The 14354-nt window shown below is 59.9% G+C and carries 14 protein-coding genes and 1 pseudogene; 6 read left to right on the top strand and 9 right to left on the bottom strand.

The window, feature by feature from the left end; translation table 11 throughout:
* The first annotated feature begins 154 nt into the window (after positions 1 to 154).
* Together HEP89_RS08815 and metW are read left to right on the top strand one after the other, a co-directional pair.
* A complete protein-coding gene (locus tag HEP89_RS08815) occupies positions 155 to 1357 on the top strand; it encodes a homoserine O-acetyltransferase (protein WP_055660107.1) in 1203 nt (400 codons plus the stop codon).
* 4 nt (positions 1358 to 1361) lie between these two features.
* On the top strand, positions 1362 to 1994 hold the full coding sequence (gene metW / locus HEP89_RS08810) for a methionine biosynthesis protein MetW (protein ID WP_023002586.1): 633 nt from the start codon (positions 1362 to 1364) through the stop codon (positions 1992 to 1994).
* A 115-nt stretch (positions 1995 to 2109) separates the two neighbouring features.
* On the opposite strand, the gene HEP89_RS08805 is transcribed toward metW, so the two are convergent.
* The 4 genes and pseudogenes from HEP89_RS08805 to HEP89_RS08795 form a co-directional block, all read right to left on the bottom strand.
* Positions 2110 to 2655 (bottom strand): hypothetical protein, encoded by a 546-nt coding sequence (locus HEP89_RS08805; protein WP_168691805.1) that lies wholly within the window; start codon positions 2653 to 2655, stop codon positions 2110 to 2112.
* Positions 2656 to 2884: 229 nt separating this feature from the next.
* Entirely contained in the window at positions 2885 to 3151 is a 267-nt protein-coding gene (locus HEP89_RS08800; protein WP_168691804.1) for a CRISPR-associated protein Cas2, read from the bottom strand.
* 236 nt (positions 3152 to 3387) lie between these two features.
* Positions 3388 to 3546: pseudogene (locus tag HEP89_RS29825) on the bottom strand (IS1595 family transposase); the annotation flags it as partial.
* A gap of 117 nt (positions 3547 to 3663) precedes the next feature.
* Positions 3664 to 4443 (bottom strand): class I SAM-dependent methyltransferase, encoded by a 780-nt coding sequence (locus tag HEP89_RS08795; RefSeq protein ID WP_023002585.1) that lies wholly within the window; start codon positions 4441 to 4443, stop codon positions 3664 to 3666.
* 138 nt (positions 4444 to 4581) lie between these two features.
* Here HEP89_RS08795 and gloB point away from each other — a divergent pair, with 138 nt between their 5' ends.
* The 4 genes from gloB (at position 4582) to HEP89_RS08775 (ending at position 7492) form a co-directional block, all read left to right on the top strand.
* Complete coding sequence (gene gloB, locus HEP89_RS08790; protein WP_062486192.1) at positions 4582 to 5364, top strand: hydroxyacylglutathione hydrolase; 783 nt, start codon at positions 4582 to 4584, stop codon at positions 5362 to 5364.
* A 125-nt stretch (positions 5365 to 5489) separates the two neighbouring features.
* Positions 5490 to 5705 (top strand): hypothetical protein, encoded by a 216-nt coding sequence (locus tag HEP89_RS08785; protein ID WP_023002583.1) that lies wholly within the window; start codon positions 5490 to 5492, stop codon positions 5703 to 5705.
* 44 nt (positions 5706 to 5749) lie between these two features.
* Positions 5750 to 6193 (top strand): cupin domain-containing protein, encoded by a 444-nt coding sequence (locus HEP89_RS08780; protein ID WP_168691803.1) that lies wholly within the window; start codon positions 5750 to 5752, stop codon positions 6191 to 6193.
* Between the two features lie 510 nt (positions 6194 to 6703).
* The gene (locus HEP89_RS08775; protein ID WP_168691802.1) at positions 6704 to 7492 is read left to right on the top strand and encodes a DUF1206 domain-containing protein; all 789 of its coding nucleotides are present in this window, start codon (positions 6704 to 6706) and stop codon (positions 7490 to 7492) included.
* Positions 7493 to 7536: 44 nt separating this feature from the next.
* Here HEP89_RS08775 and HEP89_RS08770 read toward each other — a convergent pair whose 3' ends face one another.
* The 5 genes from HEP89_RS08770 to HEP89_RS08750 all read right to left on the bottom strand — a co-directional run bounded on the left by HEP89_RS08770 (position 7537) and on the right by HEP89_RS08750 (position 14192).
* Positions 7537 to 8922, bottom strand: coding sequence for a mechanosensitive ion channel family protein (locus tag HEP89_RS08770; protein ID WP_286201038.1), 1386 nt, complete (start codon positions 8920 to 8922; stop codon positions 7537 to 7539).
* Between the two features lie 170 nt (positions 8923 to 9092).
* Positions 9093 to 10583, bottom strand: a complete 1491-nt coding sequence (ftsY, locus tag HEP89_RS08765; protein WP_168691801.1) for a signal recognition particle-docking protein FtsY — start codon at positions 10581 to 10583, stop codon at positions 9093 to 9095.
* A gap of 265 nt (positions 10584 to 10848) precedes the next feature.
* Positions 10849 to 12117 (bottom strand): tRNA (N(6)-L-threonylcarbamoyladenosine(37)-C(2))-methylthiotransferase MtaB, encoded by a 1269-nt coding sequence (gene mtaB, locus HEP89_RS08760; RefSeq protein WP_023002577.1) that lies wholly within the window; start codon positions 12115 to 12117, stop codon positions 10849 to 10851.
* Positions 12114 to 13025, bottom strand: coding sequence for a diaminopimelate epimerase (gene dapF, locus HEP89_RS08755; RefSeq protein ID WP_055660121.1), 912 nt, complete (start codon positions 13023 to 13025; stop codon positions 12114 to 12116). The genes mtaB and dapF overlap by 4 nt, the downstream gene beginning before the upstream one ends.
* Positions 13026 to 13301: 276 nt before the next feature.
* Positions 13302 to 14192 (bottom strand): neutral zinc metallopeptidase, encoded by an 891-nt coding sequence (locus HEP89_RS08750; protein ID WP_168691800.1) that lies wholly within the window; start codon positions 14190 to 14192, stop codon positions 13302 to 13304.
* Between the last annotated feature and the right edge of the window lie 162 nt (positions 14193 to 14354).

The raw sequence follows: 14354 nt of genomic DNA, 5'->3' as shown, positions 1-14354 counted from the left end.
GGCAAAAGAAAACATTGACTCAGGCGTTCCGGCACGGCTAGGTCGCCAGTCTGGCCGTTCTGCCGGGTGCCTGCCGTTTCCCGGTGGCGGACCGTGGCCCGCTCAACCGGCCTGAAATATTCCCGCCCGGGACAACAGATAATTCTTTAGAGCCATGTCCGCAGACACATCACGTCCAGCCACCCCGGAGGATCTGAAGGCAAGCGAAGCGGTTTCGCCCTCGAGCAAACTTGCGCGCTTTCCCGCAGAAGAACCGCTGGAGCTCGATGCCGGCGTAAAGCTTGGCCCCTGGCAGATTGCGTATGAAACCTATGGCGAGCTCAACGCGGACAAGTCCAACGCCGTCATCGTGTGCCACGCCCTGACGGGCGACCAGTATGTAGCCTCCACCAATCCCGTGACGGGCAAGCCCGGCTGGTGGAGCCAGATGGTCGGCCCCGGCAAGCCGGTCGACACCAATCATTATTTCGTTATCTGTTCCAACGTTCTCGGCGGCTGCCTCGGCACCACAGGACCGGCCTCCATCAACCCGGAGACAGGGCAGCCTTACGGCCTTGCACTGCCTGTCATCACCATTCGCGACATGGTCCGGGCACAGGCGCGCCTTGTCGATCATCTTGGCATCGACACGCTGTTTGCGGTCATCGGCGGCTCCATGGGCGGCATGCAGGTGCTGCAGTGGGCAGCCAGCTATCCCGAGCGCGTGTTCTCGGCCGTACCGATTGCCGCGGCAGCGCGGCACACGTCCCAGAACATCGCCTTCCACGAAGTCGGCCGGCAGGCGATCATGGCCGACCCGAACTGGTGCGCCGGCAGTTACCTGCAGGAAGGACAAAGGCCGACAAAGGGTCTGGCGGTTGCCCGCATGGCGGCGCATGTCACCTACATGTCCGACGAGTCCCTGCACCAGAAATTCGGCCGCAACCTGCAGGACCGGGACAATGTCACCTTCGGTTTCGACGCGGATTTCCAGATCGAGAGCTATCTGCGCCACCAGGGCATGACCTTCGTCGACCGGTTCGACGCCAATTCCTATCTCTATGTCACCCGGGCGATGGACTATTTCGACCTGGCGCATCAGTTCGGTGGCTCTCTGGCCAACGCCTTCAAGGGAACGAAAACGCGTTTCTGCGTCATGTCGTTCACATCCGACTGGCTGTTCCCCACGTCCGAAAGCCGGCGCGTGGTCAAGGCGCTCAATGCGGCGGCGGCCAACGTCTCCTTCGTCGAGATCGAAAGCGACCGGGGTCACGACTCGTTCCTGCTGGACGTACCGGAGATGTTCCAGACGATTTCCGGCTTCGTCACCGGCGCAGCACACGCCCGCGGCCTGCCCGCGCCCGGCGAGGAGGCCTGATCCCGTGAACCTGGCTCCAAGACAGACCAAGAGCGGAGACGTGCGCGGTGACCACAAGGTTGTCGCCTCACTGGTACCGCACAATGCCCGCGTGCTCGACATCGGGTCGGCCGACGGTGAGCTGCTCGACCTTCTGGTGCGCGAACGCCAGGTGGACGGACGCGGCATCGAACTGTCCCAGGAAGGCGTCAATCGCTGTGTTGCCCGCGGTCTGTCGGTGATCCAGGGCGATGCTGACCAGGACCTGTCCGACTATCCGGACGGCGCGTTCGACGTCGTCATCCTGAGCCAGACCCTGCAGGCGACCCGCGAACCGAAAAAGGTCGTCAGCGAGCTCCTGCGCATCGGCAATCAGGTCGTGATCTCGATCCCGAACTTCGCCCACTGGCGCAACCGGGCCCAGCTCCTTTTCCGCGGCCGCATGCCGGTGACCAAGTACCTGCCCTACGAATGGTACGACACGCCGAACATCCACTTCTGTTCCCTGCGCGATTTCGTCGAGCTTTGCCGGGAACTGGACGCGAATGTCGAAAAGGCCATCGCCCTCAGCGGCCGGGGCAACAAGATTCCGGTCAACGCCCCCTGGTGGGTGTGGAACATCGTTGCAGAACAGGCCGTTTTTCTGCTGAAGCGGTAAGCGGATGGGTCAACCGGTGGCAGGCCGGTACGTGGAGAGGTTGAAATCACCCCTGAGATGATCGAAGTCGGGTCGCAAGTTCTGTCATCTTGGGATCACGACTTTGATACTCCGGTCACCTTGGCTCGGAAGGTTTTCGTGTCGATGTAGTGCGCTGCTCCCAAGAGTGCATAGGTTTGAATAGGTCGTAGCGAACTGCAAAACGCGTCAGTGAATCTAGGTAATCAACGATATCCTGAACTAATAAGGCGATTGCATCTAGGTCCCACACCTCTTCGTGCACCCTAGATTTCCCTTTGAATCTGACAACCAATGCCACGGCCTGTTCGTCAGAAAGATTTTGTGGCCAAGTGTTGTGAACAATTCTGTTTCTAATTCCGAGTAGACGGTCGAATTCATTTGCTAATAATGTTAGCTCGCTCCCATAGTCTTCTGTTGCTTCGCTGGATTTAATTTCGGACGCGTATGTTTTAACGAAGTCAGAAATTGTTCTGTTGCCTAAATTAGAGGTCAGCATGAGCCCAGCAGCGCCGTCTGCATCTATAATTGCGATTAGGATTTTTTGAAAAGTGAACTCAATACGAGCCCATTGAATCGCTATCATTCCAACTGAGTGTACGAGCCTTGGGTTTACGTCGAGAGGTTCAACAGTATTAGCCATGTCAGACACCGATAAAAAACCAGATTAGGAAAAGGGTGACGAGATCCTAAGACGGATGCTCAACACGCCGCCAGATCCGAAGGTTAGCAAAGGCAAGCAAACCAAGAAGTCGAAAGATGAAAAGAAGGATCGCTAACGTCATACTTTCGTTGCTTGGGCTATCTGCTTGGGACGAGCGCGGCCTTCTGCTCGGTCGAAAGCCGCGCTGCTCAGGAGAGATAGATGAGCTTTAGCCGAAGCGTTCGCTGATCCAGTTGTTAGTGCCCTGATACGCCCTGTGATGATATGGGCGCTGATCGAAAGGAACGACCATCACCGCGTCGTCATCATCGATAAACCCTTGAAGGTGGTCCCGAACTTCTGACGCAGTGTTGTTCAGGTCCAAGAAATAGAACGAGCGCATCACCTTGTGTGCATTCAGGCGCTTCATCTCGTCCCAAAGGGTAGGGTAGTCCTTGGAGTTATTCAGCTGATAGCTGACTGCAAAATAAGCCATAAAAGGCCCTTTCTGTGCTGTTCGCAGAGAGAGGGCTTGCATACTCAAACGAGTCAGGTAGTTTCGGTTGCGTAATCACTAGCGAGCCCTCTTTCGGCTTGTTTCAGTGAGTGGTGGGCACCTGGACCGTGCCCACCACTTTTCAACGAAAACCGATTCTTACTCTCGGGCAAGCTGTAGATTAGGTTGTCCCCGCAGTTCTTGTTCATTTTCGAAACAATTTGGGCGCTTTCTGCTTAAGCGTGCACGCTTTCGTCAATCCGCCGACAGATAAGACGCTTGCCTCGGGCGCCTTCCAGAAGCTTATCGGTGCGCTCTTTGTCGGAAACCTTGAGCGAAGCACGGTAATTGTAACGGAAATTAAACTCCACCAGATAGCACTTCAGGTGCGCTTCTGAAACGTGGCGGTCAACACCGATATTGCGTTCGCTGCGCTCACACTGGCGCGCTGGATTCCGGATCGTCGCGCAGCCTTCTGCAGCGCTAGTCCGGAATGACGGGCTCAGAGGCTGTTAGAAGTCGCCCGTCTCCGCCCGATGCACGGACCTGACAGGTTTCAGCCCTGTCGCGACGCCTTCGGGAATGAAGACAGGCCGCAGAACGCGGAAGCGGCTTTTCTTGCCGTCGACGGGCAGGCTCTGGAACACGACCTTTTCCGCTTCCATGATCAGAACACCGCCAAAGGCGGGCCAGATGCGGCGGCCGATGCCTTCCCAGGTGCGGGCCGCGCGCAGGATGGTGCGGGCGCGCGAGGGCGGCATGAAGAGGGCTTCCTTGTCCTCGGTCACGTTGAACTGGCAGCTCTTCAGAAGATCCTTGAGCTGGCTGCCCGAATAAGGCCGGCCATAGCCGAAGGGGGAAAGTTCCGACTGTGCCCACAGGCCGCGCCGGTTCGGCACGACGGCAATCAGTCGCCCGCCCGGCACCAGCACCCGCCAGGCCTCCCTGAGGACGGCCGCCGGGTCGGAACAATGGTCGAGAGCGTGTACCAGCATCACTCGGTCGAAATAGGCATCGGGAAACGGCAGGTCCTGGTCTTCCACCAGCGCACAGGCGCTATCCCGCTCGCGCGGCCAGTGAACCGCACCCTGGGGAGCGGGCATGGCGGCGATCGCCCGGTCGACCGTGTCGAGGTAGGGCCGCATGAACGGGCCCGCGTAACCGATACCGAGCAGAGCCTGGCCGGTAAGGTCCGGCCACATCTTGCGGATAGGCGCGCCGATCAGGCTGCGAAGCAGCCTGCCGAGTGGCAAATCGTAAAAAGCGCGCAAATGAACGACGTCGAGATACATTCAGCCTTGCTCGGTCAAGAAGGGTCGCGGCGATTGAACATGGAACGGCGGGAGAGCGCAAGATCTCTTGCCTTGCCCTTGGCGCCTGACTTTGCCAGTCTGCATCTCAACCAACAGATCTCAGCAGGGAGCCGTTTCATGGCCTTGAGCGACACCACCGAAATTCACCAGTTTACCTGTCTCGACGACAATTTCGGCGTGCTGATTCACGACACTGACAGCGGAACGACCATTGCCGTCGACGTGCCCGACGCCGATGCCTACGAAAAGGCGCTGGAGCAGACCGGCTGGTCGTTGACGCATATTCTGATCACCCATCACCATTGGGACCATGTCCAGGGTCTCGGCACACTCAAGCGGAAAACTGGCGCGACCGTCATCGGTCCCGAGCGTTCACGCCTGAAGATTGCCGAGTTCGATCGCACCGTGGAAGACGGCGACGACGTCCGGTGCGGACCTTACGAGATCAAGGCGATCTCGACCCCGGGCCACACGCTGGATCAGATCTCCTGGTACATCGCCTCCATCAAGGTGGCCCACACCGGCGACACTCTGTTTTCGCTCGGGTGCGGCCGTGTGTTTGAGGGTGACAGGGACATGATGTGGTCGTCGCTTGCCAAACTGATGCGCCAGCTGCCCGATGACACCACCATCTACTGCGGCCATGAATACACGCAGGCCAACGCACGCTTCGCCCTGACAATCGACCCGGACAACGCCGATCTGAAGGCGCGGGCAGACGAAGTTGCCGCGCTGCGCGAGAAAGGAGCCGCGACACTGCCGACGACCATGGCGAAAGAAAAAGCAACGAACCCGTTCCTGCGTGCAGGTGAAGCTTCTGTCGCCGCTGCACTCGGCATGGAAGGCAAAAGTGCTGCCGAAGTCTTTTCCGAGATCCGCATGCGCAAGGACAACGCTTGATCATACCTATAGGTCCCGCAGCAGAATTCTTGCACCGCCTTCCGGTTTTTCTTGGCCGGAAGGCTTAAAACAACGACTGGTTGCCCCCATATGCACGCCATCGTGATCATGAAGGGGCACACACCATGACACCTGCGAGTTCCGAAGACCACTTGACACGCTCCGCGGAGCAGCGCGCACGGGACGTGGTCAGCCGCATCGTCGGCCAGGCCGAACCGATACCGGGTCATCTGGGCGGCGGACACAGGCTGGACATGCAGCTCCTTTACGAGGAAGTGGTTGCGGCCCTGCGCGAAACCATTGATGATCTGGCTTTCTGCACCGGGTCGAAATCCTCCTGAGCGATCCCGTCCCGGAAATCCAGTTGATCCAGCCGGGACTTTTCATGACTTCTACTGCCAGCCTGACCGCCGAAAAGATCGTCGACCTTCTCGACATGCAGCCGCACCCGGAAGGTGGCTTTTATGCCGAAACCTTCCGCGACAGCGTCACCGATGATGGCGGCCGGGCTGCATCTACCCTGATCTATTTCCTGCTTCCCGAAGGCATTCTCTCCCGCTGGCACAAGGTTGACGCGGTCGAGACCTGGCACTGGTACGCCGGCAGCCCGCTGGAACTTTCCATCAGCACCGACGGCACCACCCGGGAGGTGCTGACCCTGGGCAACGACCTTCTGGCCGGCGAGCGCCCGCAAGGCATCGTTCCCCGTGACGGCTGGCAGCAGGCCCGCTCGCTCGGTGCATGGACCCTGGTCGGCTGCACGGTTGCTCCCGGATTTCAGTTCGAAGGCTTCGTCATGGCACCGGAAGACTGGCAACCGGGGAGCTGATTTTTCGCTCCCTGTTCGATTCCTTGGAACCAATTCCTGTTTGACGAGTTCTCTCTCCAACGAAAGGAGAGAGGCATGAACGGTATCATCTATCTGGTCGGTCTCGTCGTCGTTGTCGGCGCGATCCTGTCCTTCATCGGACTGGTCTAACCTAGCCCCGATAACCCTGCCGCGCCCCCGGCAGACGATCTCCAACAGTTTGGGCCGGACGCAAGCCCCCGCCACGAACGGCCGCCCCCTGCCGTTCACCCAGCGTCCGGCCCTTTTCCGTTTCTGGCAAGGAATTGAACATGCACAACATTATCTATCTCGTCGGACTTGTCGTCGTGGTTGTTGCCATCCTGTCGTTTCTCGGCCTCGGCTGAGCCGGGGTAACCTCCCGATTATCGCAGGTTTGGCAACCACGCCCTCTGGCACCGCCCGCTGGTCGGCCCGCCAAACATTCTGGCGGAGCCGACTTATAGCGTTCACCGATCGTGAAAATGCCGGGATGGCGGAAAGACCAGGGGAATGAAGTACTCGCACTGGTTACAAGCTGCCGCACGCGCGGGATATCTTTCGCGCGGTATCGTCTATGGCATCATATCCTTCTTTGCCATTCTCGCGTCCATCGGCGCAGGCAGCAGCAAGGGCACCAAAGGTGCCCTTGTCACTCTCTTGTCCCAACCCTTCGGCTCTGTTCTGGTGGCTGTCCTAGTGACAGGCCTGTTCAGTTTTGTCGTCTGGCGGCTGGTTCAGGCCGTTCTGGACGCGGACAACCATGGACGGGACCTGCAGGGGATCGTCGTGCGCCTGGCCCTTCTGGCAAGCGCCGCCACCTATAGCGCGCTCGCACTCTACGCCATTGGCCTGCTCGGAATTACGGGCACGGATGACGGCAAACTGCTGCCGGGCCTGATGAACGCTATCTCGCAAGCTCTCGGCCAGCGGATATTCGTGACTGGCTTGTCCCTTGTCTTTCTGGGAATAGCGGTTGCGCATTGGTGGAAGGCCTGTTCAGGCCGATACAGCAAGCACTTCGATGAAAACGAAGCCCCGATGCGGATTGTTCACGTCGTGTCGGTTCTTGGCCTCGGTGCACGCGGGATCGTGTTCGCCCTTCTGTCGGCAATGATCTGGCTTGGCATCGAGGGCGCCTCAACCTCCGGCGGCGATCTGCCGAGCACGCTGGATGCTCTGAAATACATTCAGGGTTTGCCTTATGGGCAGGTCATGCTGTTCGCGCTGGCGGTTGGCCTGATGGTTTTTGCCATCTACTCCTTTGTCGAATCCCGGTGGCGCAGGGTCAGCCTTTCCTGACACGCTGCTCAGGATTTGCTTTGTTAAACGCCTGTCTGTCAGGATCACCTTGCTGATTTAGCCCCGAATTCCTTCGGCGCATGCTCATCGAGAAGGTCGTCCGACTGGGCGGCTTTTCGTTCCAGTTCAACCTGCTTTTCAAGATCCCGGTCGGCTTCCGTATCGTTCGGCACTTCTGCCGATTGCGGAAACGCCGCCTCTTTACGGGTGATCTTCCCGCGTTCCCGATCCCCCTCCTGCCTGTCCGGCAGGAGGTTTTCCAGCGCAGGCGCATCATCGAACCTCAGCCGGTAGATGGGCTCCGGCAGGGAGAAGCCGTTTGATTCAAGCGCCAGCTTGACGAGGCGCATCGCCTCGGAACGCGCCTTTTGGAAATCGGTCCGCGTCTGGTCAATCCAGCCCACAAAACTCAGAACAACGTTGGAATCTCCCAACGCTTCGATCCAGGCGTCGGGAGAGGGATCCTGAAGAATGAACTCCTGGCGGCGAAGCGTCATCAGGCCAACGTCCAGCGCCTTGTCCAGGTTGCTTTCCGCATCGACGCCCAATTCGAAGACGAAGCGGCGCCGTGGATTGGTGGAAAAGTTGACGAGGGTGCTCTTGAAGACGATGGCGTTGGGGATGCGGATATGGTTCCCGTCCTTTTCCATCAGGATCGTAGCACGCGACGTGAGACTGATGACAAAGCCCTCGTAGCCTTCAATCCGGACGAAGTCCTTCGGGTTGAACGGCTGCCGGATGCTGAGCATGATACTGGCAATGTAGTTTTCGACCGTGTCCCGGACAGCAAAGCCGACCGCCAGACCCACAATGCCGGCTGCTCCAAGCAGTGTGCCGATGACGGCAGTGGCGCCCAGCACATCCAGCGCAAGAACGATCCCGATCGTGAAGAACAGGATCCTGATCAGCTGCCTGACAAGATCTGCAATGAAGGCATTGGGCGTGAGCCTGTTCCAGGGCCATTCAAACCGCGCGATCAGCAGTCCGGCCGCACTGGCCAGCATCCAGACGAGCAGGGCAACCAGGGCAAGCGGCAGATAGTTCACCCCTTGGGACAGGCGCGCCTGCAGGCGCTCGTAAACCGGAACGAGACGTTCCTCCAGCGCGGTTTCCTCGGTGAGATTGTTCTGGACCGCGACGACGCCGTCGACACGGCCGGCAAGCTCTTCGGCCTTTGTGGCAAGGCTTGCCTCGGTCACGGTTCCGTTCAGATTAACCACGCCTGATCTTACGACGACCGAAATTCCGGAAAGTCCGTCGAGCTGGTCATAGATGCCGTTGATACGCTGCTCGATGGCCTGATCGTCGCCGGCACCGGGCATGGCGGTGATAGCTCCGGCGGGGCTTTCCGATTGTGAAGATGCAGGCAGTGCTCCGGGCAGAAACAGCAGCAGAGCAACAACAAACGAGTGCAACAATCTGGAAATCATGACGGCCTTTCCGCGCTTGTGCCCGGCTGCCGTCAGTAGAAGGGTTTCCGCGCGCGCCAGACTTCGACGCTAACTAAACGCACGTCGGGCTGCGAGGTTCCCCGGCACTGCTTTGCAAATATCGCAAGGCGCCCAAACGAACGGGTCCAGCACCTTGCGGGACGCTCGCGTTAAGCCATGCCTGCAATCGCGCTGGCAAAATCCTTGGCCGAGAAGGGCTCGAGATCTGCCACACCTTCACCGACACCGATGAAATGCACCGGCATTGCGTGCTTGGCGGCAATCGCGACCAGGATCCCGCCCCGGGCGGTTCCGTCGAGCTTCGTCATCACCAGTCCGGTCACGCCGGCAACCTTGCCGAAGATCTCGACCTGGTTGAGCGCATTCTGGCCTGTCGTCGCATCGAGCGTCAGCAGGACCGTGTGCGGAGCTTCCGGGTCGTGCTTCTTGATCACGCGGATGACCTTCTCCAGCTCATCCATCAGCTCGGCCTTGTTCTGAAGCCGGCCGGCGGTATCGACCAGAAGCACATCGACGCCCTTCGCCTGCGCTTCCTTCATCGCATCATAGGCAAGTCCGGCGGCATCCGCGCCCGTATCGCGCGCAATCACTTCAGCCCCGGTGCGCTCACCCCAGATCTTCAGCTGTTCCACTGCGGCCGCACGGAAGGTATCGCCGGCCGCAAGCATGACGGTCTTGCCTTCGGAACGCAGCTTCTGTGACAGCTTGCCGATGGTGGTGGTCTTGCCCGTACCGTTGACCCCGACCATCAGCACCACATGCGGCTTCTTGCCGGTATCGAGATCGAGCGGCTTGGCGACGGGAACCAGCACCTTCTCAACCTCTTCGGACAGGATCGCCCGGACTTCCTCCGGCGAAATTTCCTTGTTGTAGCGCCCGTCGGACAGACGGTCGGTAATCGCCATCGCCGTGTCGACACCAAGGTCTGCCTGGATCAGGATATCCTCCAGCTCCTCCAGCATGGAGGCGTCCAGTTTGCGCTTGGTGAAGATCGAGCTGATGCCTTCGGTGAGCGATGCGGAAGACCGGGACAGGCCGTTCTTCAATCGCTGGAACCAGGACAGTTTCGGCTCTTCGGCAACAGGTTCAACCGGTGCGGCGGGCACTGGCGCGGCAACAGCCGCTTCTGCGGCGGCCGGCTCGACAACCGGTTCCGGGGCGCTGGCCGTTTCAGGCGTATGTATTTCTGGCACCTGCGGTTCTGATGCCTGGGTTTCTGGTGTCTGGGTTTCTGGCGCCTGTGTTGCAGGTTCTGGTGTTGCAGGTTCTGGCGTTGCGGGTTCTTGGCTTTCGGGCTCTTCCGGCCGGGGCGCTTCAGGTTCCGGTGTTTCTGCCTGCTCGGGCTCGACGTCGGGTCCCGTATCGGTTGGCAGAATGTCTTCCGGCTCCACCGCCGGCTTCATTGGCGAAAGTTCCGGAACGATACCAGGGCTGACATCCATTGCGATCGGCTGGAACGGCTCGTTCAGCGCCGCGACAGGCCGAACGTCCATCTCGACGTCGAGTGCCGGGTCATCTTCCTGCGGTTCTGCGGATGTTGCTTTCTGTGCCGCATCCTCTGCGGCCGGAGCAGCCTCGTCTTCCGGTTTGCTTTTGCCGCCGAAGAGACGTCCAAGAAAGCCGCGCTTTTTCTCGCTCATGAACCTGCCTTAAAAAATCTGCCCATTACTGCGTTCTTAAACTCTCGGCATCCACCGCCGAAGCCAAACCCTATACCTCATCCTGAGAAAGCGCTCAGCGCTGTCTCGAAGGATGGGCCACTTGCGCCGAGACTGCCGCCCATCCTTCGAGACGGCCCTGCGGGCCTCCTCAGGATGAGGGGTACATTGCAATTCGCCCCGGCTTCAATCCAATCTGACACACACCTCAGGCCAGCTCGTCACCACCCGAACCCTGAACCTTTCCTCAGGCAGCCCTGGAAAGGGCTTCGCCCAGAAGATGGCGGCCGGTATGTCCGATAATTCTGGTTTCGACAATCTCACCGGCATTGCCGCTGCCCAGCTCGACCTGCGTGAATTGTTCAGTCCGGCCAAGGCCTTCCTTCTCGATCAGCACGGGGCGGGTCTTGCCGACCTCGGCCTGAAGATGCCTGACCAGCGCTTCCTCGCCCTTGGCCCTGAGGCGCGCGCCGCGTTCCTTCACGACATTGCGCGGCAGCTGCGGCATGCGCGCTGCCGGTGTACCCTTGCGCGGCGAGAACGGAAAGACGTGCAGATGCGTCAGGCCGCATTCGTCGACGATCCGGAGCGAGTTCTGGAACATGTCCTCGGTTTCCGTCGGGAAGCCGGCGATGATGTCCGCACCGAAAACCATGTCCGGCCGCAGGCGGCGAACCTCTTCGCAGAAGCGGATCGTGTCGGCCCTCAGGTGGCGCCGCTTCATCCGTTTCAGGATCATGTCGTCACCCGCCTGGAGCGACAGATGCAGATGCGGCATCAGCCGTTCGTCTTCGGCAATTACCCGCATCAGGTCGTCATCGGCCTCGATGGAATCGATGGAAGACAGCCGCAGGCGCTTCAGGTCCGGAACCATTTTCAGGATCTTCGCCGACAGCGTGCCCAGCTTGGGGGTCCCCGGAAGGTCCGCGCCATAGGAGGTGATGTCGACACCGGTCAGCACGATCTCGTTGTAGCCATTGTCGACAAGGCGCTTGATCTGGTCGATGACCACGCCCATCGGCACGGAGCGGGAATTGCCTCGGCCATAGGGAATGATGCAGAAGGTGCAGCGGTGATCGCAACCGTTCTGGACCTGCACGAATGCCCGCGCACGGCCCGTCAGCCCGTCGATCAGATGGCCTGCGGTCTCCTCGACACTCATGATGTCGTTGACGCGCACTTTCTCGGTTTCGGAAACGCCGAAGGCGGCAACGTCCTGATAGGACTTGCGCTCAAGCTTTTCCGTGTTGCCGAGCACCAGATCCACTTCCTCCATGGAGGAGAAGGTCTCGCTTTCCGTCTGCGCGGCGCAGCCGGTAACGATTACCCTGGCGTTCGGATTGTCGCGCTTGGCCTTGCGCACGGCCTGGCGGGCCTGACGAACCGCCTCGCCGGTAACGGCACAGGTGTTGATGAGGATGGCGTCCTTGAGGCCGGCAGCCTCCGCCTCGCGCTTCATGACTTCCGACTCATATGCATTGAGCCGGCAACCGAAGGTCACGACATCGATGCTCATGACGCGGCTCCAGCCGCCAGCGGGGCGTCGCCCGTGGCGGTCTTGCGCCAGGCCAGGGTATCGAGATCGACCTCACCTTCGAATTCCACTTCCGTCAGACCGGTCATCAGCACGTGGTTGTCGCTCTCGCGCCATTCGATCCCGATGGGACCGCCCGGCAGATGGATGGTGGTCTTGCGGCTGGTCCGGCCATCACGCGCGGCAGCAACCCCAACCGCACAGGCAGCCGTCCCACAGGCCAGCGTCAGACCGACGCCGCGCTCCCAAACCTTTACCCGGATCTGGTCGGTATCAAACACATGGGCCAGCGAAATGTTGGCGTATTCCGGAAAGATCGGATGGTGTTCCAGCAAGGGACCGACCCGCTCAAGCTCATAGGCTTCCACGTCGTCGACCCAGAAGATCGCGTGCGGATTGCCCATGTTGACGACGGCCGGCGTGTGCAGGATCGGATCATCGATAGGCCCGATCTGAAGTTCGATCGCCCGGGTGTCGGCGAACTCTTCCGCAAGCGGAATTTCGTTCCAGGCAAGCCGGGGTACCCCCATGTCGACAGTCACGCTGCGCGGGCCGTCGGCATCGAAAGCGTGCAGCAGCCCGGCACCGGTCTCGATGGTAACAAGCTCCTTGCCGGCTTCTTCCATCAGCAGACGGCCGATGCAACGCGTGGCGTTGCCGCAGGCCGATACTTCACTGCCATCGCGGTTGTGAATGCGCATGAAGGCATCGACACCCAGCGAGGACCGTTCAACGGTGATCATCTGGTCGAAACCGATGCCCGTCTCGCGGTCGCCCAATGCGGCAATGGCTTCGGGTGTCAGGCGCAGCGGTTTTTCACGCGCATCCCAGACCACGAAATCATTGCCAAGGCCGTTCATCTTCAAAAAGGGTCTGGTTTCAGACGCCATACCGGTCGCACTTCTTCAAAGCTTCAAGGAAAAGCGTCCGCCATCTTGCGGACATTTGCCCCTATATGGCGGAAAATACCGCAAATTACCAGTGGGGCAGGCAGTCATCGCAGATATGCGTAAACGCGCCAGCCCGTTATCACTTGGTCGTCATTGCAGGGCTTGCCCCTGCAATCCATCCGTGGCCTTTCAAAGCCGGAAGCGTACGGAAAAGAACCGATCAAGCGGCATGGATGCCATGGACGTGCCATGGCATGACGCGAGGTGTTGGTGCCCTTACAGGCTCGCCGCGCTGAACGTGTCGCAGGTATTGAGGTCGCCGGACTGGAAACCCTTCTTGAACCAGCTTGCCCGCTGCGCAGAGGTGCCGTGGTTGAAGCTTTCCGGCACGACATAGCCTTGAGCCTGGCGCTGCAATGTATCGTCGCCAATCCGGCTGGCCGCGTTCAGTGCCTCGTCGATATCGCCTTCCTCGACAAACCCTTTCTGCCGGGCGGCATAATGCGCCCAGATGCCGGCATAACAATCGGCCTGCAACTCGACACGTACCGATAGAGCGTTGCCTTCCGCCTTGCTGAGCGTACGCCGGGCCTTTTGGAATTCCGGCAGCACGCCAAGCACGTTCTGGATGTGGTGACCGACTTCATGCGCCAGCACATAGGCCTGTGCGAAATCACCCGGCGCATTCAGCTGGTTTGCCAGTTCCTGATAGAAGGACAGGTCGATGTAAAGCTTGCTGTCGGCTCCGCAGTAGAATGGGCCGGTGGCCGCACTGGCATATCCGCAGGCTGATGATACCGACCCTGAAAACAGCACCAAAGTCGGCTCCGGGTACGTCGCACCACCGTTTTCGAAGATCTGGCCCCAGGTGTTTTCCGTGTCGGCCAGAACGACGGAGACAAATTGCGCGGTTTCCTGGTCGGCCGCACTGCGAGGGGCCTGCGTCTGATAGGACTGCGTATCGTAACCCCCCCCGCCATCCAGCTGTCCGAGAAGTGTCAGCGGGTTGATGCCGGTCAGCCAGGCAATGCCGACGATTATCAGGAGGCCCGTCAATCCGAGGCCACCACCTCTCACCCGGCGGCCACCGACGCGCATGCGTGGTCTCCCGCCCATGGAACGCCTGTCTTCAACGTTGCTGCTGCCGCGGCGGCCTTTCCAGCGCATGTCGTGATTATCTCCGTGAGCCCGAACTTCGTCATATCAGACAAGACCGCGGAAACCTATGCGGTTGGCCACCGTCTCTGCCTGTGAGACACTTTTCAAAAAACGCGGCAAGGCGCGTTCGGTTGCCCTCATTGCCAACGGAATCGTGATGCGGGTTACAGA

The sequence above is a fragment of the Labrenzia sp. 5N genome (genome assembly GCF_012395805.1).
In the GTDB taxonomy this organism is placed as follows: domain Bacteria; phylum Pseudomonadota; class Alphaproteobacteria; order Rhizobiales; family Stappiaceae; genus Roseibium; species Roseibium algicola.
Note: the sequence above shows the minus strand (reverse complement) of the source record. Positions and strands in the feature narration are given on the sequence as shown.

Coding starts and splice junctions, on each gene's coding strand:
- HEP89_RS08805 (WP_168691805.1), bottom strand. CDS start 2,655: ATGGCTAATACTGTTGAACCTCTCGACGTAAACCCAAGGCTCGTACAC.
- mtaB (WP_023002577.1), bottom strand. CDS start 12,117: ATGAGCATCGATGTCGTGACCTTCGGTTGCCGGCTCAATGCATATGAG.
- ftsY (WP_168691801.1), bottom strand. CDS start 10,583: ATGAGCGAGAAAAAGCGCGGCTTTCTTGGACGTCTCTTCGGCGGCAAA.
- HEP89_RS08750 (WP_168691800.1), bottom strand. CDS start 14,192: ATGCGCTGGAAAGGCCGCCGCGGCAGCAGCAACGTTGAAGACAGGCGT.
- HEP89_RS08815 (WP_055660107.1), top strand. CDS start 155: ATGTCCGCAGACACATCACGTCCAGCCACCCCGGAGGATCTGAAGGCA.
- HEP89_RS08785 (WP_023002583.1), top strand. CDS start 5,490: ATGACACCTGCGAGTTCCGAAGACCACTTGACACGCTCCGCGGAGCAG.
- gloB (WP_062486192.1), top strand. CDS start 4,582: ATGGCCTTGAGCGACACCACCGAAATTCACCAGTTTACCTGTCTCGAC.
- dapF (WP_055660121.1), bottom strand. CDS start 13,025: ATGGCGTCTGAAACCAGACCCTTTTTGAAGATGAACGGCCTTGGCAAT.
- HEP89_RS08780 (WP_168691803.1), top strand. CDS start 5,750: ATGACTTCTACTGCCAGCCTGACCGCCGAAAAGATCGTCGACCTTCTC.
- HEP89_RS08800 (WP_168691804.1), bottom strand. CDS start 3,151: ATGGCTTATTTTGCAGTCAGCTATCAGCTGAATAACTCCAAGGACTAC.
- HEP89_RS08770 (WP_286201038.1), bottom strand. CDS start 8,922: ATGATTTCCAGATTGTTGCACTCGTTTGTTGTTGCTCTGCTGCTGTTT.
- HEP89_RS08795 (WP_023002585.1), bottom strand. CDS start 4,443: ATGTATCTCGACGTCGTTCATTTGCGCGCTTTTTACGATTTGCCACTC.
- HEP89_RS08775 (WP_168691802.1), top strand. CDS start 6,704: ATGAAGTACTCGCACTGGTTACAAGCTGCCGCACGCGCGGGATATCTT.